Source organism: Streptomyces sp. NPDC048277, from assembly GCF_040652235.1.
Taxonomy (GTDB): Bacteria; Actinomycetota; Actinomycetes; order Streptomycetales; family Streptomycetaceae; genus Streptomyces.
In genome coordinates this window covers 223,983-247,525 of the sequence record NZ_JBEZLQ010000010.1, presented here as the reverse complement: position 1 = coordinate 247,525, position 23,543 = coordinate 223,983, and the positions used below count along the sequence as shown (strand labels likewise).

Sequence of the window (23,543 nt, the reverse complement as noted above, 5' to 3'; positions counted from 1 at the left end):
CCACAAAACCCCCTCGTGTTCTTCGTCCCTGTCCTCACGGGCGGCCGTGGCCGTCCCCAAGAGAGAGTGTGAGAGTGCTCGTACTCGTCGCTCCCGGCCAGGGCGCCCAGACGCCTGGCTTCCTGACCCCCTGGCTCGACCTCCCCGGTGTCGAAGACCGTCTGCGTGCCTGGTCGGACGCCATCGGTCTCGATCTGGTGCACTACGGCACGAACGCCGACGCGGACGAGATCCGCGACACCGCGATCGCGCAGCCGCTGCTCGTCGCCGCCGGACTCGTCTCGGGCGCGGCACTCGGTGACATCGCGCCGGGCGCGGTCGCCGGGCACAGCGTCGGTGAGATCACCGCCGCCGCCTTCGCGGGCGTCCTGGACGACACCGACGCGCTGGCCCTCGTCCGCAGGCGCGGCCTCGCGATGGCCGAGGCCGCCGCGATCACGCAGACCGGTATGTCGGCGCTGCTCGGCGGCGACCCGGACGTCTCGGTCGCGCATCTGGAGAAGCTCGGTCTGACCCCGGCGAACATCAACGGCGCGGGCCAGATCGTCGCGGCCGGCACCATGGAGCAGCTCGCCGCGCTCGCCGAGGACAAGCCCGAGGGAGTCCGCAAGGTCGTCGCCCTCAAGGTGGCCGGCGCCTTCCACACGCACCACATGGCCCCGGCCGTGTCGGCGCTGGAGGCCGCGACCGCCGAACTGGCGCCCGCCGACCCGAGGTTCGTCTACGTCTCCAACAAGGACGGGCAGCGCGTCGCCACCGGCGGCGAGATCGTGAAGCGCCTCGTCGGCCAGGTCGCCAACCCGGTCCGCTGGGACCTGTGCATGGAGACCTTCCAGGAGCTCGGCGTCACCGCCCTGCTGGAGGTGTGCCCCGGCGGCACCCTGACCGGTCTGGCCAAGCGCGCCCTGCCCGGCGTCAAGACGCTGGCCCTGAAGACCCCCGACGACCTCGACGCGGCCCGCGAGCTCATCGCCGAGCACAGCTGAATTAGGAGCGCACTGCGATGTCGAAGATCAAGCCCAGCAAGGGTGCCCCGTACGCGCGCATCCTCGGTGTCGGCGGCTACCGCCCGACCCGCGTGGTGCCCAACGAGGTGATCCTCGAGAAGATCGACTCGTCCGACGAGTGGATCCGGTCGCGCTCCGGTATCGAGACCCGGCACTGGGCGGGCCCCGAGGAGACCGTCGCCGCGATGTCGATCGAGGCCGCAGGCAAGGCGATCGCGGACGCGGGCATCTCCGCCGAGCAGATCGGCGCCGTGGTCGTCTCCACCGTCTCGCACTTCAGCCAGACCCCGGCCGTCGCCACCGAGATCGCCGACAAGCTCGGCACGGACAAGGCGGCCGCCTTCGACATCTCCGCCGGCTGCGCGGGCTTCGGCTACGGCCTCACGCTCGCCAAGGGCATGGTGGTGGAAGGTTCCGCCGAGTACGTGCTCGTGATCGGCGTGGAGCGGCTCAGCGACCTCACCGACCTGGAGGACCGGGCCACCGCCTTCCTGTTCGGCGACGGCGCGGGCGCGGTCGTGGTCGGCCCCTCGCAGGAGCCGGCGATCGGCCCGACCGTCTGGGGCTCGGAGGGCGACAAGTCCGAGACCATCAAGCAGACGGTCCCCTGGGACCGTATGCACTTCGCCGACAGATCCGAACTCCCGGTCGACAGCCAGGGCGACGTCAAGTTCCCGGCGATCACGCAGGAGGGCCAGGCGGTGTTCCGCTGGGCCGTGTTCGAGATGGCGAAGGTCGCTCAGCAGGCGCTGGACGCGGCCGGGATCAGCGCGGACGACCTGGACGTCTTCATCCCGCACCAGGCCAATGTGCGGATCATCGACTCGATGGTGAAGACTCTCAAGCTGCCGGAGCACGTCACGGTCGCCCGTGACATCCGCACCACCGGCAACACCTCGGCCGCCTCGATTCCGCTCGCGATGGAGCGGCTTCTGGCGACCGGTGAGGCGAAGAGCGGCGACACCGCCCTCGTCATCGGGTTCGGGGCGGGTCTCGTCTACGCCGCCACTGTCGTTACCCTCCCCTAGGCACTCCGTGCCGGATCATGCATCCGGTGCGGGAACGCCGACTGCAACACCGCAGCAACCGTCTGGAACATCTAAGAAGGAGCGCCTGACATGGCCGCCACTCAGGAAGAGATCGTCGAAGGTCTCGCCGAGATCGTGAACGAGATCGCCGGCATCCCGGTTGAGGACGTCCAGCTGGACAAGTCCTTCACCGACGACCTGGACGTCGACTCGCTGTCCATGGTCGAGGTCGTCGTCGCCGCCGAAGAGCGCTTCGACGTCAAGATCCCGGACGAGGACGTCAAGAACCTCAAGACCGTCGGCGACGCGACCAACTACATCCTCACGCACCAGGCCTGAGGTCCTGACCAGGCCTGAGGCGTCACACAGCCTCCGGCCGCACTGCCCCGCCACCCGGCGGTGGCGCCGTCGAATCCCGTATCCGTTGGAGAAAGAATTCCCGATGAGCCCGACCAATCGCACCGTGGTCGTCACCGGTATCGGCGCAACCACACCGCTGGGTGGCGACGCAGCTTCGTTCTGGGAGGCCCTGGTCGCCGGTAAGTCCGGCGTCCGCCTCCTGGAGCAGGACTGGGCGGCCGAGCTGCCCGTCCGCATCGCGGCGCAGATCGCCGTCGAACCGACCGAGATCATCCCGCGCCCCCAGGCCCGCAAGCTGGACCGGTCCGCGCAGTTCGCGCTGATCGCCGCTCGGGAGGCCTGGAAGGACGCCGGCTTCACCGCCAAGGCCGGTGAGGACCAGTCCGCCAACCCCGACCGGGTCGGCGCCGTCATCGCCTCCGGCATCGGCGGTGTGACGACCCTGCTCGAACAGCACGACGTGCTCAAGGAGAAGGGCGTACGCCGTGTCTCCCCGCACACCGTGCCGATGCTGATGCCCAACTCGCCGGCCGCCAACGTCGGTATCGAGCTGGGTGCGCGGGCCGGTGTGCACACCCCCGTGTCGGCCTGCGCCTCCGGCGCCGAGGCCATCGGATACGCCATCGAGATGATCCGCACCGGGCGTGCGGACGTCGTCGTGGCCGGCGGCACCGAGGCGGCGATCCACCCGCTGCCGATCGCCGCGTTCGGCAACATGATGGCGATGTCCAAGAACAACGACGACCCCGAGGGCGCGTCGCGTCCCTACGACTCCGGCCGTGACGGCTTCGTGCTCGGTGAGGGCGCGGGCGTGATCGTCCTGGAGTCCGAGGAGCACGCGAAGGCGCGCGGGGCCCGGATCTACGTCGAGGCGGTCGGCCAGGGCATCTCGGCCGACGCGCACCACATCACGCAGCCGGAGCCGTCCGGCAACGGGATCGCGCACGCGCTGCAGAACCTGCTCGACAGCTCGGACCTGAAGCCGGCGGAGATCGTGCACGTGAATGCTCACGCGACGTCGACGCCGCAGGGTGATGTGGCCGAGATCAAGGCGCTGCGCAAGGTGTTCGGCGACGACGTCGAGCACATGGCCATCTCCGCGACCAAGTCGATGACCGGTCACCTGCTGGGCGGTGCCGGTGGTATCGAGACCGTCGCGTCGATCCTGGCGCTGGTGAACCGTACGGCTCCGCCGACCATCAACCTGAACGACCTCGACCCCGAGGTCAACGCGGACGTGGTGCGGGGTGAGGCGCGGGCGCTGCCCGAGGGCCGGATCGCCGTGCTGAACGATTCGTTCGGGTTCGGCGGGCACAACGTCGTACTCGCGTTCAGGACGATCTGAGAAACGCCGGCTTGACGCCTGTGGCCCGGACTCCGTTGGTCGGAGTCCGGGCCACAGTGCGTTTCGTCGTCGACTGCAGGCCGGTGGGGGCTGGTCGCGCAGTTCCCCGCGCCCCTTACGGGGCGCTACACCACCTGGTGGAGCCAGCGCACCGGCGCGCCCTCGCCCGCGTAGCGGAACGGCTCCAGTTCGTCGTCCCAGGGCTTGCCGAGGAGTTTGGCGATCTCGGCCTCCAGGTCCGTCTCGCCGCGCTGTGAGCGGGTCATGGCCGCCCTCAGACGGTCCTCCGGGATCAGGATGTCGCCGTGGATTCCGGTGACCGCGTGGAAGATGCCCAGGTCCGGTGTGCAGCTGTAGCGCTCGCCCTCGGCCTTGGCACAGGGTTCCGCCGTGACCTCGAAGCGGAGCAGGTGCCAGCCGCGCAGCGCCGACGCCAGTTTGGAGGCCGTGCCGACCTCGCCCTGCCAGGAGAACTCGGAGCGCCAGGTGCCGGGTGCCGCCGGCTGGCGGATCCAGTCGAGGTTGACGCGCGTGCCGAGCACCCCGGCGACGGCCCACTCGACGTGCGGGCACAGCGCGCGCGGCGCGGAGTGCACGTACAGAACTCCACGTGTCGTCACCGGAACCTCCGGGCAGAGCGGACATCTTGCTGGCTGGCTGGCGGCAGTGGCACGACGGCCGCGTTGCTTGCGAGGCTACCGTGCGGTGGCGCAAGGAGTGTGACGTACCGTCGGTCCCACAGCCAGGAAACCCCTGCCATTCACCCAGGGAGACGCTTGTACGGGGGTGGACCGTTGCAGGGCGCGGGGTGGGAACTCCCGTGCGTTGTTATGGAGGGGGACGGGCCGGCCGACGGAGAGGACCAACGGGGTATGCGCAAGCAGCGACGACGTCGGCGTTCGCATGCCCTGGTCGGTGCCGTGGCCGTCACGGCCGCGCTGGGGCTGGCCGGGTGCGATGTGCTGGGCGGTTCCTCCGCTTCGTCCGGCGGCAAGCCGCGCGCCTCCCGGGCCGTAGCGGTGTGGGACAGCAGCCCGGCCTCGATCGCGGCCGTCGGCGACTCCATCACGCGCGGCTTCGACGCGTGCACGGTGCTCTCGGACTGCCCTGAGGTGTCCTGGGCGACCGGCACCAGCGACCAGGTGGACAGCCTGGCGGTACGGCTGCTGGGGCGGGCGAAGGCGGCCGACCACAGCTGGAACTACGCGGTGACGGGCGCCCGGATGGCCGACCTGTCCGGGCAGCTGGCCGACGCGGCCGTCCGCAGGCCGCAGTTGGTGACGGTGATGGTGGGGGCCAACGACGCCTGCCGTACGTCGGTGCGGGCGATGACCTCGGTGACCGCCTTCCGCACCCAGTTCGAGGACGCGATGGACACCCTGCGCAAGACGCTGCCGAAGACGCAGGTGTACGTGGCGAGCGTGCCGAACCTGAAGCGGCTGTGGTCCGAGGGGCGGACCAATCCGCTGGGCAAGCAGGTGTGGAAGCTCGGCATCTGCCCGTCCATGCTCCGTGACGCGGACAATCTGACCAACGCGGCGACCCTGCGCCGGGACAAGGTGCAGCAGCGCGTCGAGGACTACAACAAGGTGCTGGAGCAGGTCTGCGCCAAGGACCGGCGCTGCCGCTTCGACGGCGGGGCGGTGTACGACTACCGCTTCGGCACCGATCAGCTGAGCCACTGGGACTGGTTCCATCCGAGCACCGACGGCCAGTCGAAGCTCGCCGCGATCGCCTACCGGACCATCACCGCGAAGGCCCCGTGACCTAGGGATTCCCCCGTGCTTGACCTAGGGTTTCCCACATGAGCGAACTTTTCGGCACACTTTCCGACGGCACCGAGGTCCACCGCTGGACGCTGGAGCGCGCGGGGACGCGGGTGCGGGTCCTGTCGTACGGCGGGATCGTGCAGTCGGTCGAGGTCCCGGACCGGGAGGGGCGTTCGGCCGACGTGGTGCTGGGGTTCGCGGACCTGGACGGCTATCTGGAGAACCCGGGCCCGTACTTCGGCGCCCTGGTCGGCCGGTACGCCAACCGGATCGCCCACGCCCGCTTCCCGCTGGACGACGTGACCTACGCCCTGGAGCCGAACAACGCGCCCAACTCCCTGCACGGCGGCTCCCGCGGCTTCGACAAGCGGGTGTGGGACGTCGAGGGCGTCGAGCACGGGGTGCGGCTCACCCGGGTCAGCCGGCACGGCGAGGAGGGCTTCCCGGGGCAGCTGGAGGTCTCCGTGACCTACGTGCTGGACGCCTCCGGGGCGCTGCGCATCTCCTACGAGGCGGTCACCGACGCGCCGACCGTCGTGAACCTCACCAACCACAGCTACTTCAACCTCGCGGGCTCCGGGAACGCGGGCGGCCATGAACTGCGCATCGCCGCCTCCCGCTACACCCCCGTCGACGACGACCTGATCCCGACCGGGGTCCTGGAGGACGTCTCCGGCTCCCGTTTCGACTTCCGTACGGCCCGCAAGGTCGGCTCCGGCTACGACCACAACCTCGTCCTCGACAAGGGCGTCACGGACGCGCCGGCCGAGATCGCCGAGCTGCACGACCCGGCCTCCGGCCGCACCCTCACCGTGGCCACCACCGAGCCCGGCATCCAGCTCTACACGGCCGAGCACCTGACCGGGCCCTTCGCCCCCGGCGACGGCGTCGCCCTGGAGACCCAGCACTTCCCGGACTCCCCCAACCGGCCCGGGTTCCCGAGCACGGTGCTGCGGCCGGGCGAGGTCTACCGCTCGGAGACGGTCTACGGCTTCGGCGTGCGGGACTGACACGCACACACGCAAGCCCCGGTCCAAGGGTCAGGTCTCGGACCGGGGCTGCTCAAGGGGGACTCGTCCCGCCTCAGACCTTAGCCGTGTCTGTGAGGCGACGGTCGGTGATCGAACAGCCCACAGCGATTTCGTACGAACCTTTCACAAACACCGTCCCTACGCCCCGCCCGCGGACACCGCCGCCACGACCTCCACCTCCACCAGCGCCTCCGGCCGGAACAGCCGGGACGCCTCGAACGTCATGCTCGTCGGCGGCGTCCCCGTGAGGAACTCCCGGCGTACGGCGCCGTACTCGGCCAGCCGGGAGATGTCGGTCAGATACGTGCGGATGTTGATGACGTCCGCCAGAGTCGCCCCGTGCGCGCGGAGCAGCGCGGCAAGGCCCTCGAAGACGCCCCGGGTCTGCTCCGCGAGGCCCGCGCCCTCGGCGATCTGGCCGGAGACGAACAGCAGGGCGCTGCCGTCGGCGTGTTCGACGCGGGCGACCTGGGAGTAGTAGGGGCTCGCCGGCTGGGGCGCGTCTGCCGGGTTGTCCAGGGTGACCTGCACGGCTCTCCTTCAGGAGGTTGGGATGCGGGCGGCGGCCGGGCGACGGGCCACGCGTCGACGCTAGGCGCGGGGCGAGTGATGCGACAAGCGAATGTCTAGCATGGCCGCCATGCCGAACCAGCATTCCGAGGATGCCCCCGCCCTTCCCGACGCCGATGTGTCCACCGTCTGGCTGCGGGTGTTCCTGGACGTCGCCCGGCACGGTTCGTTCACCGTGGCCGCGCGGACGCTCGGGTGGACGCAGTCGGCCGTGTCCCGGCAGATCTCCTCGCTGGAGGCGGCGCTCGGCGGTGGCCCGCTCTTCGACCGGTTGCCGCGCGGGGTACGGCTCACCGAGGCCGGGCGGGTGCTCGTCCCGCACGCCGAGGCCGTCACCGGGGCGCTGCGCGGGGCCGCCCGTGAGCTGACCGCGCTGCGCGAGGCGGCGGGCGGGCGGCTGCGGTTCGGGGCGTTCGCCACGGCCGACGCCGCCCTGGTGCCGCACGCCCTGGCCGCGTTCCGCGCCCGGCACCCAGGGGTGCGGCTGTCCCGCGAGGAGGGGCTCACGCCCGGGCTGCTGGACCGGCTGGCTGCCGGTCACCTGGACCTCGCGGTCGTCTCGACGACGGGCCGCGCCCCGCTGGAGCCTTACGACCTCCACCACCTCCTCGACGAGTCGCTGTACGTCGCCGTCCCCGTGGACCATCCCCTGGCGGGTGTCACGGGGCCGGTGCGGCTCGGCCGGCTCGCCGGCGCCGACTGGATCTCCGGCGGTGCCCGCCCCGAGGGCACCCTCCTGGACGCGGCCCTGCGGCAGGGCTTCCGCCCGCGCGTGGCCCATGTCGTCGGCGAGTGGACCGCCAAGCTGGGATACGTCGCCGCGGGCCTCGGTGTGACCCTGGTCCCGGCGCTCGCCGCCGAGTCCGTACGCCAGGACGTCGTCCTGCTGCCGGTGCTCGACGAGGGCGCCCCGGCCCGGGCCGTGTACGCGGCGACGGCCCGGGGCCGGTCCCTGGCCCCGGCCGCGGAGTCCTTCCTCGCCGCACTGCGCGAGGCGGTCGCCCGCATCCCGGGCGGGACCCCCGGGGGCACCATGGCGTAGACCAGCCCGGCAGGCGATACTGCGGCCGTCCGGCACCACGCACCCCACTGCGACGGAAGGCCAACTCCCGTGCAATCCCTACGCGTTCGGATCGGTGTCCTCGGAGTCGCCCTGCTGGCCGGGGCGTTGTCGCCCAGCGCGACACAGGCGACGGCCGCGACACCCGCGACGACCGCCGCCTCCCCCACCGTCGAGGAGCAGCGGCTGGACAAGGCGGTGCCTCAGGAGATCCTCCGGCGGTCCGGATTCGACGCCGTGGCACCGGAGTTCACCGAGGCGCTCACGGGTGCGCACTCCTATGCGCAGGCCCGGCGGATCGTCGTACGGGACGGGTCCGCGCTGTGGCGGCGGGCCGTGGACCGGGCGCAGGGGCGAGGCCCTGCCGGGGGCGACCTGAGCCGGGACGACGACCGGCCGTTGTACTGGGCGCGGCTGGGGATGACCCGGGATGTGCGCACCTGGGAGCCGGAGTTCGCTCTCAGCGCGGCGCAACGGACGCGGCTGCTGGACGCGTTGGAGCGGACCTCGCGCGGGCAGACCGACATCCGCTATCCCGGCCGGCACCTGAGGCGGATCCTGGTCACCGGGTTCGATCCGTTCACGCTCGACCGGGACATCCGGATCTCCAATCCCTCGGGGGCGTCGGCGCTCGCGCTGGACGGGACGGTCATACAGACCGAGGAGGGTCCGGCCCGGGTCGAGACGGCCGTCTTCCCCGTGCGGTGGGACGACTTCGCGCAGGGGACCGTGGAGCGGACGCTGCGGCCGTATCTGCCGAAGGTGGACCTGTTCACCACCGTGAGCCAGGGACGGGTCGGGCGCTTCGACGTGGAGCGCACCAACGGGGCCTGGCGAGGCGGCTTCCCGGACAACGAGAACCTGAGCAGCACCGAGACCGTCCCGGTCGACGACCCGGCCTCGCAGCCGCAGTGGACGACCACGACCCTGCCGTACGCGGCGATCGTGGCGGCGCGGACGGGGCGTTTCCCGGTGTACGACCACACCGAGGTCACCGAGATCCCGGCGGGCGGAACCGTTCCGGTCGTACAGGCGGACGGGCCGACCGCCGGGTCGACGGCCCGTGCCGGGGGCGGCGGGAACTACCTCTCCAACGAGATCGCCTACCGCGCCACCCTGCTGCGTGACCGCCTCGGACTGCACGACACCCTCCCGGGCGGGCATGTGCACACACCGGTGCTGGAGTTCGGCGCCGGGAACACCACCGAGGTGACCGACCCCGACTTCGTGAAGAACCGGGTGGACATCATCGACCAGGTGCGGGCGATCGTGACCGTGGCGGCGGACGCGAGCTTCAAGAAGTGACCGGCGGCTTGAAGAAGTGACCGGCAGCGTCAGGACGTGACCGGCAGCGTCAGGACGTGACCGGTTCGTCGGTGTGCTCGTCCTCCTCCGCCGTCTCCTCGCCCAGCAGGTCGCGGGCGAGGAGGGTGGCGCCCGCGACCGCGCCCGGCATCAGGAACACCGCGACGAACGGCACCAGGAAGGCCAGGCCCAGCGGGGTGCCGAAGCCCCACACCAGGGTCTTGCGGGAGCGCAGCAGGGCGAGCCGGGCGCGCAGGTCGACGCCCCGGCGCTGGAGGGCGACGGCGGCGAGCTCCTCGGTGAGGAAGAACCCGGTCACGAAGAAGCCGACGACCGGTACGACGGTCTGCCCGACGAAGGGGAGAAAGCCCAGGGCGAAGAGCAGCACGCCCCAGAGGCCGGCGCGGACCAGGATGCGCAGGCTGTCGCGGGCCGAGATCCACAGCTCGCGCCAGAGCGGCAGCCCGGACTCGGGCGCGGTGCCGTCGGGCGAGACGTCCGCGTCGACCTTCTCGGAGAGGTTCTCGTAGAACGGCTGGCCGACCAGCAGGGTCACCGCGGTGAAGGTGAGGACGGCGAGGAGGAGACCGAGGGCGAACAGCACGGCGGTGAGGAAGCCGCGGAAGAGGCCGAGCCAGGGGCTGGACCAGTCGTCGGCGAACGGGGTGGCCCAGGCGACGAAGGCCTCTCCCCATATCGCCAGGGAGACGAGGGCCGCCGCGTACAGCACGAGGGTGATCAGGCCCGGGAGCAGGCCGAAGCCGTACTGCCTGCCGTGCCGGCCGACCCATCGCTGGCCCTTGAGGAGATATCCGAAACCCGCCCCGAGATCACGCATGGCGAAAACTTTACCGAGGTGTTCGGAGCGCCGGTCCGCTGCCCCACAGGGCTGCGCCACCGCCACCCCCGCCATCGGCCATCCGGGGCAACGGTGACACCAAGACCTCCTCGTTCCTGTTGAGTCGAACGGGTACGTCTCGCCGTACCGATCTCAGGAACCAGCAGAGGAGGTACGCGTGCGCCCCACCGCAACAGCCGTTCCCCCCGGACCCGTTCTGTTCGTCTCCCTGGCCCTCACCGCCCTGGTCACCGGCACGGCGGCCGGTGCCGACCCGGCCCCGGCCGTCCGGGAGGGCCACGGCCGTGACACCCGGGCGGCCCAGGCCCCGGCCGCAGCCGCCCGTACCGCGCTCGCCGCCCCGGTCCCCGACCTCGCGGACGCCGGCCGCGGCTACCCCCGGCAGCAGGTCCTCTCCGCCGACCCGGTGAACCCCGCCGACCGGTCGATCCGACTGGGCCTCACCCCGTACCACGGCATCGCCCCGGAGCTGAACGCCCTCCAGCGGCTCGGCGACCGGGTGAGCGTCGAGGTCACGGGCCGTTCGGCCGGCGGCCACCGGCTCTATCTGGTCACGGTCACCGCCCCGGAGACGCCCGCGCAGACCCGGGCGCAGGAACGGATGCGCGACCTCATCGAGAACGCGCCGGCGAAGGCCGCCGAGGACGCTTCGCTGAAGGCCGGCTACAAGACCCCCGTCTTCTTCAACGCCAACATCCACGGCGACGAATGGGAGGGCACCGACGCCTCCCTGAAGCTCATCGAGCGGCTCGCCAGCGCGAACGACGCCAGGACCCGCGAGCTGCTGGCCCACAGCCGCCTGTACTTCGACATCACGGCCAACCCGGACGGCCGGATCGCCGGCACCCGCGCCAACGCCAACGGCTTCGACCTCAACCGGGACTTCGTCACCGCCTCCCAGCCCGAGGTCCGGGCGATGCGGCAGATCGAGATCGACAAACAGCCGGCCGTCATGCTCGACCTGCACGGTTACGTCAACGGCACGCTGATCGAGCCGACCACCCCGCCGCACGGCGAGAACTACGAGTACGACCTGTTCCTCAAGAACACCTACGCCAACGCCCTCGGCATGGAGGCCGCCGTCAACGGCCTCGGCTACACCGCCGCGAAGGACGGCGTGGTGCCGGTCCAGATCCCGTTCCGGGACCAGCAGGAGGGCTGGGACGACTGGCCGCCGGTCTTCACCCCGCAGTACGCGGCCTTCCACGGCACGGTCGCCGCCCACACCGTCGAGATCCCGATGACGGTGAACAGCACGGCGTACGACGCCCTCCCGGTCACGGAACTCCGCCGCCGCTCCGCGATCAACGTGGCCGTCGCCGGCGCCGCCATGAACGCGGCCCTCGCCTACGCCCGGCAGCACCGCGATGCCCTCCTCGCCGACCAGATCGAGGTCTTCCGGCGGGGAGCGGCAGGGGCCGCACAGGTGCCGGTGTCGGCGCAGACCGTCCCCGGGGTACCGGGCATCGGCCCGGAGGACGTCTACACGACCAGGTTCCCGCGCGCCTACGTCCTCCCCTCCGGCACCACCGGCACCGCCACCGCCCGTCTGGTGGACCACCTCCTCGCCAACGGCATCCGCGTCACCCGTGCGACCCGCGCCTTCCGGCTCGGCGGACGGCCGTACCCGCAGGGCTCGTACGTCGTCGACATGCACCAGCCCGAGCGGGGCCTGGCGAACGCGCTGCTCGCCGACGGCCGGGACATCAGCGGCAAGGTCTCGGTGATGTACGACATCTCGGGCTGGAGCCTGGGACGGCTGTGGGGCGCCCGGGTGGAGTCGGTGCGCACGGGTTCCCTGTCCGGGCTGCCGGTACGGCGGGTGCGCGGGGCGGCCGCCGTCGGGTCCGTAGCTACGCGCGGCGACCTGCGCCTTCGCCTGGACGACCCGAGCGCCCTGGCCGCCCTCAACTCCCTTCTCGCGCAAGGTGTTTCGGCGCGCGTGTCGGGCGGCACGGCGGTCTTCCCGGCCTCGGCACGGCCACGGGCGGCACAGGCGGCCCGCACGTACGACGTGGTCTTCGAGGCGACGCGCCCCGGCTCGGGCCCGGTTGTCCGCCGCCCTCTGCGGGTGGCCGCCGCCGTCACCCCGGGTGAGCTGTTCGCGCTGCGGGAGATGGGCTTCGACGTCACGCCGGTCTCGACGGACATCCTGAACGCGGGCTTCGACTGGTCGCGGACGGACGTGCTGTTCGTGTCCGCCGGACTCGACCGTACGGCGTTGACCGCGACCGCCCGGACCGCCCTCGACGGATTCCTCTCCGCGCACGGGCTGGTCGGCCGCGGTACCGCCGGAGCGGCGCTGGGGCGGCTCCCCGTGCGGGCCGTGCAGGGTAGCGCGGACGCCAACGGCGTGGTGCGGGTTGTGAGTTCGGGCCCGGTCACGGCCGGTGCCCCCGACTACGGTTTCGTGTATGCGCCGGTGTGGTTCACCGACCTCGGTCCCGGAGTACGCGTGGAGCAGACCTACGCGGCCGGGAACCCGCTGCTGTCGGGACACTGGCGGGCGCTGTCCGACGGCTCGGGTGGGCCGGGCGCGGCGGCGGGACAGGCCTCGGTGGTGAGCGGCCCGCGGGCCGTGCTGTTCGGCACCGAGCCCCTCTTCCGGGACCATCCGAAGGGGGAGTTCGCCCAGGTGGGTAGGGCGTTGTTCACAGTGGGAGCTGCTCGCGGCGGCTCGGTTGAGGAGAGCGGATGACGCAGGAGATCACCGTCCAGGGCACGGTCGCGGAGGGCTTCGAAGCGGTGCGCGAGGAGTTCGCCGCCTTCGTCGCCGGCGAACCGGCCGACTACGAGGGACAGTTGTGTGCGTACGTCCACGGCCGGCGGGTCGTCGACCTGTGGGCCGGCGAGGAGTCCGACGGGGACTCCCTCTACGGCGTGTTCTCGTCCACCAAGGGCGCGGCCCATCTCGTCACGGCGCTGCTGGTGCAGGACGGCACGCTGGAGCTGGACCGCAAAGTCACCTACTACTGGCCGGAGTTCGCCGCCGAGGGCAAGGGCGCGCTGACCCTGCGGGAACTGATCGCACACCGGGCGGGCCTGATCGGCACCGACACCGGGTTCAGCCCACAGGAGCTGACCGACGACCGGGCGATGGCCGAACGCCTCGCCGACCAGCGGCCGTTCTGGCGCCCGGGCACGGCCTTCGGCTACCACGCGCTCGTCATCGGCGCGCTCACCGGCGAGGTGGTACGGCGCGCGACGGGCCGTACGCTCCAGGACGTGTACGAGGAGCGGGTCCGGGCGCCGTACGGCCTGGACTTCTTCCTGGGCCTGCCGGCCGCGCACGAGCCCCGCTTCCGCACCACCCGGCCCATGCTTCCGACGCCCGAGCAGCAGGCGCTGCTCGACTCCGTCCCGTCGGGCCGCCGAACGCTGGCCGGGATCGCCTTCAACGAGCACACGGCCGAACCGACGGACCTGGCCGCCCTGCCCAACGACCCGCAGGTCCGCGCCAAGGGCCCGGCGTCGTTCGGCGGGGTGGCGTCGGCGCGCGGCCTGGCCGGGATGTACGCGGCGCTGCTCAGCGAGATCGACGGCGAGGCCCCGCTGCTGAAGGAGGACACGGTGGCGGAGTTCGGCCAGATCCACTCGGTGGGCTACGACCTGGTGGCGCGGGCCCACAAGTCCTACGGCCTGGGCTTCCAGGCGACGGCGGACACCTGGCACCCGTTCCTGGGCGCGGGCACGATCGGCCACAGCGGAGCAGCGGGCTCCCAGGCGTTCGCGGACCCCCGCAGCGGCATCGCCTACGGCTACATCCGAAGGAGGTTCGCGTTCCCGGGCGGTGCGGCGCCGGAGAACAACGGCTTGGCACTGGCTGTACACAGGGCAACGCTGACCATGTGAGGTCCCAGTCGGCCGCGCCGCGGCCGACTGAGCCGCCGACCGCCGACGACGACTGGTGGTGGTCAGGGATTGAAGTGCTCTTCCTCGTACACGAGGGAGATTCCTGCCTACCTTGCGGTGGCTGGCTTGACGCCACGGGGACGCCTGACGACTGCCCTCCCGGCAGCCGGGACGAGCGCACGGCCCATCCGGAACAGGTGCAAGATGTTCCGGCCCGCGTTGTGATCGGCGTTGCCGGACCAGCCGCAGTCGGGGTTCTTGCACACGAACGTGGCCTGGTCCTCCCGGCTGCCCAGTGTGGTGAAGCCACATGCTGAGCAGCGCTGGGAGGTGCCGGGGGCGGGAACCTTGACCAGGGTGCCGCCCTGGCGGGCGGTCTTGTAGGTCAGCATCGTCACGGTGCGGCCCCATGCCTCCTGGCTGATGGAGCGGTTCAGGCCGGACTTCTGGGCGACGTTCTGGCCGGGTTCCTCGATGGTGCCCTTGGCGGACTTGACCATGTTCTTGATGTCGAGCTGTTCGACCACGACCGTGGCGTACTGCTTGGCGATGCTGGTGGTGGTCTTGTGCTGCCAGTCAACGGCGCGGCGCGTGGCTTTTGCGCGGAGCTGTTTGATCTGGTCGTAGGTGTGCCGCAGGCGGTGGGAGGTTTTCTCCCCGCGTCCTTGGTGCTGCTTGCGCTGGGCGGCGCGTCGTTCCAGGCCAAGCAGCTTGGCCTTCTCCTGCGGGTTCAGCCATTTGTCCCGGTCGGCCGTACCGTCGGGGAGACGGGGCGGGCGTCCGTGGTCCTGGTGGTTGCCGTCTGACAGGGCCAGGGGTAGGTTCACCCCGGCGTCGATGCCGACCTGCGGCCCCTGATGGGGTTCGGGTGCGGCCTGAAGGGTCTGGACGCGGAAGGCGATGTGCCAGCCGAGCGCGTCCTTGACCAGCCGGGCCCCGGTGATCCGGTTGTCTGCACCCGTCCTCTTCCCGACCGGAAGGTCCTTTGTCCAGCGGAAACGGACGCGGCCGATCCTGGGAATCTGGACCATGCCCCAGCGCCGGTGTACACGGGCGATGTTCAGGTCCCGGCCCTGCGGGATGTCCACCGACATCACCGTGCGCAGCCGGGCTTTGAAGTTCGGCGCGTCGGCGCGTCTGTCCCAGCAGTTCCGCCAAGCCTGGAAGTACGTCTTCAGTACCGCCTGCGCGGCCTGGGCGGGGAGCGCGCCGAGCCAGTCGATGTCCATGCGGGCCTGACGGATCGCCGCGTCGGCCGCGGCCAGGGAGCGCTTCTCCTTCGGGAGCATCGTCCACCAGTCGTGCAGGCAGTTCCACAGAGCGCGGGCCGCATGCGCCTGGTCGTCCATGAGTCGGACCTGCGCAGGTGTCAGCGCCAGTCGGGCGCGATGCCCGAACTGCCACACCTCCTGCACACGTTCCGTAATCACCTGATCACCATACCGTTTGGTTCATGTCACCACGATGAAACCGCGAGGTTCGCTCGGGGACAGGGCGGAGGCCGCACCCCACGTCCAAGGGCGCGGCCTCCGCGAAGCGCAACGACGGAACTCAGCCGGGCGTCACGCGGATCAGATCTTTACGATCATCTTCCCGGTGTTGTCGCCCCGCAGCACCCCGAGGAACGCCTCCAGGTTGTTCTCGATGCCCTCGACGACCGTCTCGCGGTACTTCAGCTGCCCGGACGCCACCCACGGGCCCACCTCGGAGACGAACTGCGGCTGCAGGTCGTAGTGGTCGCCGACCAGGAAGCCCTCGATCCGGCCGCGGGTCTGGATGAGCCGGGCGAGGTTCTTCGGGCCCGGGACGGGTTCGGTGCTGTTGTAGACGGAGATCATGCCGCAGACGGCGATCCGGCCGCCCTTGTTCAGCTGCCCGATCGCGGCCTCCAGGTGGTCGCCGCCGACGTTGTCGAAGTAGACGTCGACACCGTCGGGCGCGGCCGCGCGGAGCTGCTCGCTGACCGAGCCGTTCTTGTAGTTGAACGCCGCGTCGAAGCCGTACTCCTCGACCAGCAGCTTGACCTTCTCGTCGGAGCCGGCCGAGCCGATCACCCGGGAGGCGCCCTTGAGCTTGGCGATCTGGCCGACCTGGCTGCCGACCGCGCCGGCCGCGCCCGACACGAAGACGGAGTCGCCCTCCTTGAAGGAGGCGGTGCGCAGCAGGCCCGCGTAGGCGGTGAGGCCGGTCATGCCGAGGACGCCGAGGTACGTCGACAGGGGCGCGGCGTCGGCGTCGACCTTGACCGCGGTCTTCGCGTCCACGACGGCGTACTCGCGCCAGCCGAGGAAGTGCAGGACGTGGTCGCCGGCCGCGATGCCCTCGGCGTTCGACTCGACGACCTCGCCGACCGCGCCGCCCTGCATGACCTTGCCCAGCTCGAAGGGGGCGACGTACGACTTGGCGGCACTCATCCGGCCGCGCATGTACGGGTCGACGGAGAGGTACTTGTTCCGTACCAGCACCTGTCCCTCACCCGGCGTCGGGACCTCCGCCTCCACCAGGGCGAAGTCCTCCGGCTTCGGCCAGCCGACGGGACGGCTGACGAGGTGCCACTCGCGGTTGATCATGACGTGCGCCTTTCCGGATCACTACAATTACTTCAGTACCTGAAACAACCATGCTCCTTAATATTTCAGGATGTCAAGTAACGGGGTACGCTGGAGTCCATGTCCACCTCACAGTCCAGCCCAGCGAAGACCCGTCGGCCCGACGCCCTGACCATGGAGGTCGTCGAGCTCATCGGGGACGTCGTGGCCCGCTTCTACGCGGACTACGAGGACGCGGCGGGCGAGCACACGCTCACCGGGGCGCAGGCGCGGCTGCTCAGCCTGCTGTCGCTGGAGCCGCTGCCGATGCGGAAGCTGGCGCAGAAGCTGAAGTGCGAGCCGTCGAACGTGACCGGGATCGTGGACCGGCTGGAGGCACGCGGGCTCGTGGAGCGGCGGCCCGACCCGGCCGACCGCCGGGTGAAGCTGGCGGCGGCGACGGACGAGGGCCGGCGGGTCGCCCGCGATCTGCGCGAGGGGCTGCGCTTCGCGCGCGAGCCGCTGGCGGGGCTGTCGGACGAGGAGCGGCTGTCCCTGCGGGACCTGCTGCGCCGGATGCTCGGCGCCGACGCGTAGGGCCGGCGCCGGGCTCCTTCGGGGAGTTACGCGAACTGGCCGGGCCGGTAGTCGCCCGCCGGCTGCTGGAACATCACGTTCAGCCGGTTGAAGGCGTTGATGGCGGCGATCGTCGCCACGAGCGCGACGAGTTCCTCCTGGTCGAAGTGCTTGGCCGCGTTCGCCCACACCTCGTCCGGGACGCCGCCCGCCGCGTCGGCGATCCGGGTGCCCTGCTCGGCGAGTTCCAGGGCGGCGCGCTCGGCCTCGGTGAAGACGGTCGCCTCGCGCCATGCGCCGACCATGTGGAGACGCTGCTGGGTCTCGCCCGCGGCGGCCGCGTCCTTGGTGTGCATGTCGAGGCAGAAGCCGCAGCCGTTGATCTGGCTGGCGCGGATCTTCACGAGTTCCAGGGTGGAGTCCGGGATCGTCGACTCGTGGGCGACCTTGCCGGCGCCGACGAAGTGCTTGATGAGCTTGTTGGCGAGGGGGCTGGCGAAGACGTTCAGGCGGGCTTCCATGGTGTGCTCCCTGTGGTGGGGCTCGGCGGGTTACACACCTACGACGGAACGGGTTCGTCGAATGTGACACGTTTGCTGGATTTGCGTTGGTGGGTTTTTTGAGTGCGCGCCGGTGGGGGCTGGTCGCGCCCACGCGGCGGAGCCGCAAATCGATACAGCCCCGCGCCCCTGTCGGGGCGCTTCAGTCACGTGCACCACCACAGGAACCGGTTGCACGTGGCGCTCGGGGACGGGGCCGGGGTCGGGTCCGATGTCGTGGGATCGGCCGTCGGGGTCGATCCCGTCGTGCTCGTCGCCGTTGCCGTCGGTGTCTTCGTGATCGGGCCCGTCGTCGCCGACTGCGCGTCCGTGTCCTTCGGGGACGCCGACGGGGAGTCGGACGCCTTGTCCTTCGACGCGGACGGGGACGGGGACGCGGAGGGGTCGGCCGACGCGGAGTCCGGCGCGCCCGTCGCGCCGGACGTGTTGCCCAGGGGCTCGGCCGTCGTGCCCGGGGACGACGTCGACGTACCGCCGTCGGTGGTGTCGCCGCCCGCCGAGGCCGGGCCCGGGCTCGTGAACGGTATGGCGTCCGTGCCGAGTTCGGCGAGGCTCAGGCCGCCCGCCGCGAGCACGCACGCCGCGGTCACCAGCAGGACCCTGCGGCGCCGCCGGCGATGGGCCGCGGCCTTGCGGTCGCGACGGCTGCCGTCGGCCTCGGAAGGGCCCGTGGCGGCGTCCCCGTCGGCCTCGGAGGGACTCCCGGCGCCCCGGCCGCGACCCCGGCCGCGACCCGACCGGCGCCGGTCGGCACGGCCGCCGGCCCGGGGCTCGTCGCCGTCGTCACCCTCGCCGTCGTGGCCCTCGGCATCGCCGCCACCGGCGTCACCGTCACGCTCGTACGCCCCCGCGTCGTAGCCGCCGTGCGGGTCGTACGCCCCGTCGGCGTAGCCCCCGTGTCCGCCACCCGCGAACCCCGCTCCCGACAGAGGAGCCGCGTCCGCTTCCGGCGCGGACGCGCGTAGCGTTTCGATCGGTGTGCCGCACCCCGGGCAGGCGAGGGCGCCGTTGAGGTGCCGTCGGCACGGGTGGCAGTAGTCCATGACGCGGGAAGACTAAGTTCCCCGCCGGTCACATAACCAGGCACCTCTGTGAAGGTTCTGTAGGGGACCGAAAAAACTGTCGAAAGCCTTGTCGAAACCGTTACCTGTTCGACCCATTGACACTCCGACCGCCCCGTCCTTACTGTCACGCCAGCATTTCGAACGAGTGACGAAATCTCGAACAGCTGAGAGGCAACCGCCGTGCGCATCACCGGAATCAGCACACACGTGGTCGGGACGCCCTGGCGCAACCTGACCTACGTTCAGGTGCACACCGACGAAGGCATCACGGGAGTCGGCGAGACCCGGATGCTCGGTCACACCGACGCGCTGATCGGCTACCTGCGGGAGGCCGAGGCCAACCACATTCTGGGCTCCGACCCGTTCGCCCTGGAAGACCTCGTACGCCGTATGAAGTACGGCGACTACGGCCGGGCCGGCGAGATCGTCATGTCCGGCATCGCCGTGATCGAGATGGCATGCTGGGACATCAAGGGCAAGGCGCTGGGCGTGCCGGTGTGGCAGCTGCTCGGCGGCAAGGTGACCGACAAGGTCAAGGCGTACGCCAACGGCTGGTACACCACCGAGCGGACGCCCGAGGCGTACCACAAGGCCGCCCAGCAGGTGATCGAGCGCGGGTACAAGGCGCTGAAGATCGACCCGTTCGGCACCGGGCACTTCGAGCTGGACCACGACCAGACGCTGTACTCCGTGTCGCTGATCGAGGCGGTGCGGGACGCCATCGGCCCGGACGCCGAGCTGATGCTGGAGATGCACGGCCGCTTCTCCCCCGCCACCGCCGTCCGGCTCGCGCGCGAGCTCGCCCCCTTCAAGCCGGCCTGGCTGGAGGAGCCCTGCCCGCCGGAGAACCTGAAGGCGCTGGAGAAGGTCGCCGCCAAGGTGGACATCCCGGTGGCCACCGGTGAGCGCATCCACGACCGCATCGAGTTCCGTGAACTCTTCGAGAGCCAGGCCGTGGACATCATCCAGCCGGACGTCGGCCATATCGGTGGAATCTGGGAGACCCGGAAGCTCGCCGCCACCGCCGAGACGCACTACGTGCTGGTCGCTCCCCACAACGTCGGCGGCTCCGTGCTCACCGCCGCCTCCCTCCAGGTCGGGTTCACCTCCCCGAACTTCAAGATCCTGGAGCACTTCAACGACTTCGCCGACGCGGAGATCAAGAAGGTCGTCAAGGGGGCGCCCGAGGTGATCGACGGGTACTTCCAGCTGTCCGACGCGCCGGGGCTCGGGGTCGAGTTCGACGCCGACGCCGCCGCCGAGTTCCCGCAGCAGCAGGCCCGTTTCGACCTCTGGGCCGAGGGCTGGGAGCAGCGCAAGCCCAAGGGGACGTCGAAGTGAGTTCCCAGGTCGTCATCGAGGCGCCGGGCACCCACCGGGTCGAGGAGCACACGCCCCGCGAGCCCGGCCCCGGCGAGGCGCTGGTCGCCGTGCACGCGGTCGGGATTTGCGGAAGCGACCGCGAGGTGTACCAGGGGAACCGACCCGAGGGGTACGTCCGTTACCCGCTGACGCCGGGCCACGAGTGGTCCGGGACGGTCCGCGCGGTGGGCGCCGGGGTGCCCGCCTCGCTCGTCGGGCGGAAGGTCGTCGGCGAGGGGTTCCGGAACTGCCAGGTGTGCGACCGGTGTCACGCGGGTGAGACCACCCTGTGCACGGACGGGTACGAGGAGACCGGGTTCACCCAGCCGGGCGCCATGGCCGCCACCCTCACCCTCCCGGCCCGGCTGCTGCACGCCCTCCCGGACGACGCGGATCTGACCGCCGCCGCCCTCCTGGAGCCCGCCGCCTGTATCGCGGCCGCCGCCCTGAAGGGCAACGCCCAGCCGGGTGAGCGGGTCGCGGTGGTCGGCACCGGGACGCTGGGCATGTTCGCCGTGCAGTTCCTGAAGGCGATCTCGCCGGGCGAACTGCTGGTCGTCGGGACGCGGAACGACCGGGAGGCGCTCTCCCGGCAGTTCGGGGCGACCGACTTCCGTACCAAGGACCAGGATCTGCCCGACGACTTCGACGTGGTCATCGAGACCGCCGGGTCCGCGTCCGCCGCGCGCACCGCCGCCTCCCTGCTCAGGCGCGGCGGACGCCTGGTCCTGACCGGTATCCCGGCCGCGGGTGCCGACGGTCTCGACCCGACCGACCTCGTCGTACGGCAGCTGGAGGTGCACACCGTCTTCGGTGCGCCGCCGGACGCCTGGTCGCACACGGTACGGGTCTTCGGGGCCGGTCTCCTCGACCCGTTGCCACTGGTCACACACGAGCTGCCGCTGACCGAGTTCCCGCAGGCCATCGAGCTGGTGGGGGCCGGTGATCCGAAGGTGGGCAAGGTGCTGCTCCGCCCCTGAGTCGTACGCCGGCCGCGGCGTGCCCTGACCTCGCCGTGGCCGGCGTACCACCAAGCCGTTTTTTCACCCCGAGCCGCGAACCTTGTCCGAAATACCGAACATGAAGGACAGCTTGTGACGACCGACGCTTCCGCCCCGGCGGCCCGCCGACCCGGTGAGCAGGCGCTCACCGCCCTCGGCCTGGGTGCGCCCGCCCTCGACCCCGCCGACGCCTCCGCCCACACCTTCCCGGGCGGCGGCAAGTGGCGCACCGAGATCCCCTCCTGCGAGGGTCCCGAGGCGCTCTCCGTCGTACTCAAGGAGTCCTCGCGCCTGGACGTGCCGATCCACCGGATCAGCCAGGGCAGCGGCGTGTGGATGCTGACCGACGCCGAGATCACCGAGATGGTCGAGGCCACCAACGAGCGGGACATCGAGCTCTGCCTGTTCACGGGCCCGCGCGGCACCTGGGACATCGGCGGCTCGGTGCGTTCCGACTCGCGCGGGGGCGGGCTGCGCGCCCGCGGCCACGACGCCGTCGCCGGCTGTGTCGAGGACGCGGTCCGGGCGACGGAGCTGGGCGTCAAGTGCCTGCTCGTCGCCGACGAGGGCGTGCTGTGGACGCTGCACCGGGCGCGTGAGGCCGGGATCATCCCGGCGGACACCACGCTGAAGGTGTCGGCGCTGATCGGTCCGGTCAACCCGGCGTCGTACGCGGTGTACGAGCGGCTCGGCGCCGACTCGCTCAACGTGCCCAGCGACCTGACGCTCGATCACCTCACCGAGATCCGCCGGGTGTCCGGCGCTCCCCTGGACATGTACATCGAGGCCCCGGACGACCTCGGCGGCTACATCCGGATGTACGAGGTCGCCGAACTGATCCGGCGCGGCGCACCGGTCTACCTGAAGTTCGGCCTGTCCAAGGCTCCCGGCATCTACCCGTGGGGCACCCATCTGCGGGACGTGACCCTGAGCACCGCCAAGGAGCGGGTGCGGCGCGGCCGGCTCGCCCTGGACCTGCTCGCCCGGCACGGCTCGGACGGCGACATGGCCCCGCTCGGCTCCCGGCTGCCGGGACCGCTCAACCGCTTCCCCGCCGGCGCCTGAACCGCCGGCGGGACAAGACCCAGCACAGCCCTCTCAACGACGAGACGAACAGGACTGATCACATGCGCAACCGCAGAGTCGCACTGACCGCCATAGCCGGGGCCGCCTCCCTCGCTCTGACCCTGACCGCCTGCGGGCAGAGCGGCTCGGGCGGCAGCAAGGAGGACAGCGGCAGCGCCAAGGGGGGCACCATCGGCATCGCGATGCCGACCAAGTCCTCCGAGCGCTGGATCAACGACGGCAACAACGTCGTCAAGGACCTGCAGTCCAAGGGCTACAAGACCAAGCTGGTCTACGGCGAGGACGACCCGGACACCCAGGTCTCGCAGATCGAGAACCTGATCACGCAGGGCGTCAAGGGCCTGATCATCGCGGCCATCGACAACAAGTCCCTGAACAACGTGCTCCAGGAGGCCGCGGACGCCAAGATCCCGGTCATCGCCTACGACCGCCTGATCCTCGGCACGAAGAACGTCGACTACTACGCGTCCTTCGACAACACCAAGGTCGGTGTCGAGCAGGGCACGTACATCGTGCACAAGCTGGGTCTGGACAGCGGCAAGAAGGGCCCGTTCAACATCGAGCTGTTCGCCGGCTCGAACGACGACAACAACACCAAGTACTTCTTCAACGGCGCGATGAGCGTGCTCCAGCCGTACATCGACAAGAAGGAACTGGTCGTCAAGTCGGGCCAGACCGCGCTCAACAAGGTCACCACCCTGCGCTGGGACGGTGCGACCGCGCAGTCGCGCATGGAGGACATCCTCACCTCCTCCTACAAGTCCGCCAAGGTCAACGCGGTGCTCTCGCCCTACGACGGCATCTCGATCGGCATCCTCGCCGCGCTGAAGTCGGACGGCTACGGCTCCTCCAGCCAGCCGCTGCCCGTCATCACCGGTCAGGACGCCGAGCTGGCCTCGGTGAAGTCGATCATCGCGGGCGAGCAGACGCAGACCGTCTACAAGGACACCCGGCAGCTCGCCAAGGTCGCCGCGACCATGGTCGACGACGTCCTGAACAAGAAGACCCCGCAGACCAACGACACCAAGACCTACGACAACGGGTCCAAGGTCGTCCCCGCGATGCTGCTCCAGCCGGTGAGCGTCGACAAGACCAACTACGAGGAAGTCCTGGTCAAGGGCGGCTACTACACGGACGCCGAGCTCAAGTAATCCGCCGGCCCTGATCGACAAGCACTGAT

Annotated in this window: 22 protein-coding genes; 15 read left to right on the top strand and 7 right to left on the bottom strand. The window is 70.8% G+C overall.

The genetic code is table 11. The features are described from left to right. The first annotated feature begins 74 nt into the window (after positions 1 to 74). From AB0D85_RS23075 to fabF, 4 genes are all read left to right on the top strand, one after another. Entirely contained in the window at positions 75 to 986 is a 912-nt protein-coding gene (locus tag AB0D85_RS23075; protein WP_362323023.1) for an ACP S-malonyltransferase, read from the top strand. A gap of 17 nt (positions 987 to 1,003) precedes the next feature. Then, the gene (locus tag AB0D85_RS23070; protein ID WP_362323021.1) at positions 1,004 to 2,035 is read left to right on the top strand and encodes a ketoacyl-ACP synthase III; all 1,032 of its coding nucleotides are present in this window, start codon (positions 1,004 to 1,006) and stop codon (positions 2,033 to 2,035) included. A gap of 90 nt (positions 2,036 to 2,125) precedes the next feature. Beyond that, positions 2,126 to 2,374, top strand: coding sequence for an acyl carrier protein (locus tag AB0D85_RS23065; RefSeq protein WP_355710875.1), 249 nt, complete (start codon positions 2,126 to 2,128; stop codon positions 2,372 to 2,374). 103 nt (positions 2,375 to 2,477) lie between these two features. Then, entirely contained in the window at positions 2,478 to 3,740 is a 1,263-nt protein-coding gene (gene fabF, locus AB0D85_RS23060; RefSeq protein WP_362323018.1) for a beta-ketoacyl-ACP synthase II, read from the top strand. A gap of 125 nt (positions 3,741 to 3,865) precedes the next feature. Here the strand turns inward: fabF and AB0D85_RS23055 are convergent, their stop codons facing one another. Beyond that, on the bottom strand, positions 3,866 to 4,360 hold the full coding sequence (locus AB0D85_RS23055) for a DUF3145 domain-containing protein (RefSeq protein WP_123977426.1): 495 nt from the start codon (positions 4,358 to 4,360) through the stop codon (positions 3,866 to 3,868). Positions 4,361 to 4,612: 252 nt separating this feature from the next. Here AB0D85_RS23055 and AB0D85_RS23050 point away from each other — a divergent pair, with 252 nt between their 5' ends. Both AB0D85_RS23050 and AB0D85_RS23045 read left to right on the top strand, forming a co-directional pair. Further along, positions 4,613 to 5,506 (top strand): SGNH/GDSL hydrolase family protein, encoded by an 894-nt coding sequence (locus AB0D85_RS23050; RefSeq protein WP_362323016.1) that lies wholly within the window; start codon positions 4,613 to 4,615, stop codon positions 5,504 to 5,506. Between the two features lie 38 nt (positions 5,507 to 5,544). Beyond that, positions 5,545 to 6,519: an aldose epimerase family protein gene (locus AB0D85_RS23045; RefSeq protein ID WP_362323014.1), complete on the top strand. Its 975-nt coding sequence runs from the start codon at positions 5,545 to 5,547 to the stop codon at positions 6,517 to 6,519. A gap of 159 nt (positions 6,520 to 6,678) precedes the next feature. Here AB0D85_RS23045 and AB0D85_RS23040 read toward each other — a convergent pair whose 3' ends face one another. After that, on the bottom strand, positions 6,679 to 7,071 hold the full coding sequence (locus AB0D85_RS23040; protein WP_362323012.1) for a RidA family protein: 393 nt from the start codon (positions 7,069 to 7,071) through the stop codon (positions 6,679 to 6,681). Positions 7,072 to 7,180: 109 nt separating this feature from the next. Here AB0D85_RS23040 and AB0D85_RS23035 point away from each other — a divergent pair, with 109 nt between their 5' ends. Both AB0D85_RS23035 and AB0D85_RS23030 read left to right on the top strand, forming a co-directional pair. Further along, the gene (locus AB0D85_RS23035) at positions 7,181 to 8,152 is read left to right on the top strand and encodes a LysR family transcriptional regulator (protein ID WP_362323010.1); all 972 of its coding nucleotides are present in this window, start codon (positions 7,181 to 7,183) and stop codon (positions 8,150 to 8,152) included. Positions 8,153 to 8,221: 69 nt separating this feature from the next. Then, positions 8,222 to 9,475 carry a pyroglutamyl peptidase gene (locus AB0D85_RS23030; RefSeq protein WP_362323008.1) on the top strand — a complete coding sequence of 418 codons (1,254 nt, stop codon included), beginning with the start codon at positions 8,222 to 8,224 and terminating at the stop codon, positions 9,473 to 9,475. Between the two features lie 49 nt (positions 9,476 to 9,524). Here the strand turns inward: AB0D85_RS23030 and AB0D85_RS23025 are convergent, their stop codons facing one another. Continuing rightward, on the bottom strand, positions 9,525 to 10,313 hold the full coding sequence (locus AB0D85_RS23025) for an EI24 domain-containing protein (protein ID WP_362323006.1): 789 nt from the start codon (positions 10,311 to 10,313) through the stop codon (positions 9,525 to 9,527). Between the two features lie 178 nt (positions 10,314 to 10,491). Here AB0D85_RS23025 and AB0D85_RS23020 point away from each other — a divergent pair, with 178 nt between their 5' ends. Both AB0D85_RS23020 and AB0D85_RS23015 read left to right on the top strand, forming a co-directional pair. After that, positions 10,492 to 13,032 carry a M14 family zinc carboxypeptidase gene (locus AB0D85_RS23020; RefSeq protein WP_362323004.1) on the top strand — a complete coding sequence of 847 codons (2,541 nt, stop codon included), beginning with the start codon at positions 10,492 to 10,494 and terminating at the stop codon, positions 13,030 to 13,032. After that, entirely contained in the window at positions 13,029 to 14,186 is a 1,158-nt protein-coding gene (locus AB0D85_RS23015; RefSeq protein WP_362323002.1) for a serine hydrolase domain-containing protein, read from the top strand. The genes AB0D85_RS23020 and AB0D85_RS23015 overlap by 4 nt, the downstream gene beginning before the upstream one ends. A gap of 107 nt (positions 14,187 to 14,293) precedes the next feature. On the opposite strand, the gene AB0D85_RS23010 is transcribed toward AB0D85_RS23015, so the two are convergent. Both AB0D85_RS23010 and AB0D85_RS23005 read right to left on the bottom strand, forming a co-directional pair. Beyond that, positions 14,294 to 15,616, bottom strand: coding sequence for a transposase (locus AB0D85_RS23010; RefSeq protein WP_362323000.1), 1,323 nt, complete (start codon positions 15,614 to 15,616; stop codon positions 14,294 to 14,296). A gap of 141 nt (positions 15,617 to 15,757) precedes the next feature. After that, the gene (locus AB0D85_RS23005) at positions 15,758 to 16,756 is read right to left on the bottom strand and encodes an NADP-dependent oxidoreductase (protein WP_362322998.1); all 999 of its coding nucleotides are present in this window, start codon (positions 16,754 to 16,756) and stop codon (positions 15,758 to 15,760) included. A gap of 99 nt (positions 16,757 to 16,855) precedes the next feature. Between AB0D85_RS23005 and AB0D85_RS23000 the strand changes: the two genes are divergently transcribed. Then, the gene (locus tag AB0D85_RS23000; protein ID WP_362322996.1) at positions 16,856 to 17,311 is read left to right on the top strand and encodes a MarR family transcriptional regulator; all 456 of its coding nucleotides are present in this window, start codon (positions 16,856 to 16,858) and stop codon (positions 17,309 to 17,311) included. A 26-nt stretch (positions 17,312 to 17,337) separates the two neighbouring features. On the opposite strand, the gene AB0D85_RS22995 is transcribed toward AB0D85_RS23000, so the two are convergent. Continuing rightward, on the bottom strand, positions 17,338 to 17,811 hold the full coding sequence (locus AB0D85_RS22995; protein WP_362322994.1) for a carboxymuconolactone decarboxylase family protein: 474 nt from the start codon (positions 17,809 to 17,811) through the stop codon (positions 17,338 to 17,340). A 185-nt stretch (positions 17,812 to 17,996) separates the two neighbouring features. Next, positions 17,997 to 18,893: a hypothetical protein gene (locus AB0D85_RS22990; RefSeq protein ID WP_362322992.1), complete on the bottom strand. Its 897-nt coding sequence runs from the start codon at positions 18,891 to 18,893 to the stop codon at positions 17,997 to 17,999. Between the two features lie 201 nt (positions 18,894 to 19,094). Between AB0D85_RS22990 and AB0D85_RS22985 the strand changes: the two genes are divergently transcribed. The 4 genes from AB0D85_RS22985 (at position 19,095) to chvE (ending at position 23,514) form a co-directional block, all read left to right on the top strand. Beyond that, the gene (locus AB0D85_RS22985) at positions 19,095 to 20,255 is read left to right on the top strand and encodes a mandelate racemase/muconate lactonizing enzyme family protein (protein WP_362322990.1); all 1,161 of its coding nucleotides are present in this window, start codon (positions 19,095 to 19,097) and stop codon (positions 20,253 to 20,255) included. After that, positions 20,252 to 21,256: an alcohol dehydrogenase catalytic domain-containing protein gene (locus tag AB0D85_RS22980; RefSeq protein ID WP_362322988.1), complete on the top strand. Its 1,005-nt coding sequence runs from the start codon at positions 20,252 to 20,254 to the stop codon at positions 21,254 to 21,256. Before AB0D85_RS22985 ends, AB0D85_RS22980 begins: the two co-directional genes overlap by 4 nt. 114 nt (positions 21,257 to 21,370) lie before the next feature. Further along, complete coding sequence (locus AB0D85_RS22975; protein WP_362322986.1) at positions 21,371 to 22,342, top strand: hypothetical protein; 972 nt, start codon at positions 21,371 to 21,373, stop codon at positions 22,340 to 22,342. A 62-nt stretch (positions 22,343 to 22,404) separates the two neighbouring features. Then, positions 22,405 to 23,514 (top strand): multiple monosaccharide ABC transporter substrate-binding protein, encoded by a 1,110-nt coding sequence (chvE, locus tag AB0D85_RS22970; RefSeq protein ID WP_362322984.1) that lies wholly within the window; start codon positions 22,405 to 22,407, stop codon positions 23,512 to 23,514. Positions 23,515 to 23,543 lie beyond the last annotated feature (29 nt).

Excerpts from the sequence above, each read along its gene's own strand:
- AB0D85_RS23005 (WP_362322998.1), bottom strand. The coding sequence starts at position 16,756 with ATGATCAACCGCGAGTGGCACCTCGTCAGCCGTCCCGTCGGCTGGCCG.
- AB0D85_RS22995 (WP_362322994.1), bottom strand. The coding sequence starts at position 17,811 with ATGGAAGCCCGCCTGAACGTCTTCGCCAGCCCCCTCGCCAACAAGCTC.
- AB0D85_RS23015 (WP_362323002.1), top strand. The coding sequence starts at position 13,029 with ATGACGCAGGAGATCACCGTCCAGGGCACGGTCGCGGAGGGCTTCGAA.
- AB0D85_RS22990 (WP_362322992.1), bottom strand. The coding sequence starts at position 18,893 with ATGGACTACTGCCACCCGTGCCGACGGCACCTCAACGGCGCCCTCGCC.
- chvE (WP_362322984.1), top strand. The coding sequence starts at position 22,405 with ATGCGCAACCGCAGAGTCGCACTGACCGCCATAGCCGGGGCCGCCTCC.
- AB0D85_RS23070 (WP_362323021.1), top strand. The coding sequence starts at position 1,004 with ATGTCGAAGATCAAGCCCAGCAAGGGTGCCCCGTACGCGCGCATCCTC.
- AB0D85_RS23025 (WP_362323006.1), bottom strand. The coding sequence starts at position 10,313 with ATGCGTGATCTCGGGGCGGGTTTCGGATATCTCCTCAAGGGCCAGCGA.
- AB0D85_RS23065 (WP_355710875.1), top strand. The coding sequence starts at position 2,126 with ATGGCCGCCACTCAGGAAGAGATCGTCGAAGGTCTCGCCGAGATCGTG.
- AB0D85_RS23000 (WP_362322996.1), top strand. The coding sequence starts at position 16,856 with ATGTCCACCTCACAGTCCAGCCCAGCGAAGACCCGTCGGCCCGACGCC.
- fabF (WP_362323018.1), top strand. The coding sequence starts at position 2,478 with ATGAGCCCGACCAATCGCACCGTGGTCGTCACCGGTATCGGCGCAACC.
- AB0D85_RS23035 (WP_362323010.1), top strand. The coding sequence starts at position 7,181 with ATGCCGAACCAGCATTCCGAGGATGCCCCCGCCCTTCCCGACGCCGAT.
- AB0D85_RS23045 (WP_362323014.1), top strand. The coding sequence starts at position 5,545 with ATGAGCGAACTTTTCGGCACACTTTCCGACGGCACCGAGGTCCACCGC.
- AB0D85_RS23050 (WP_362323016.1), top strand. The coding sequence starts at position 4,613 with ATGCGCAAGCAGCGACGACGTCGGCGTTCGCATGCCCTGGTCGGTGCC.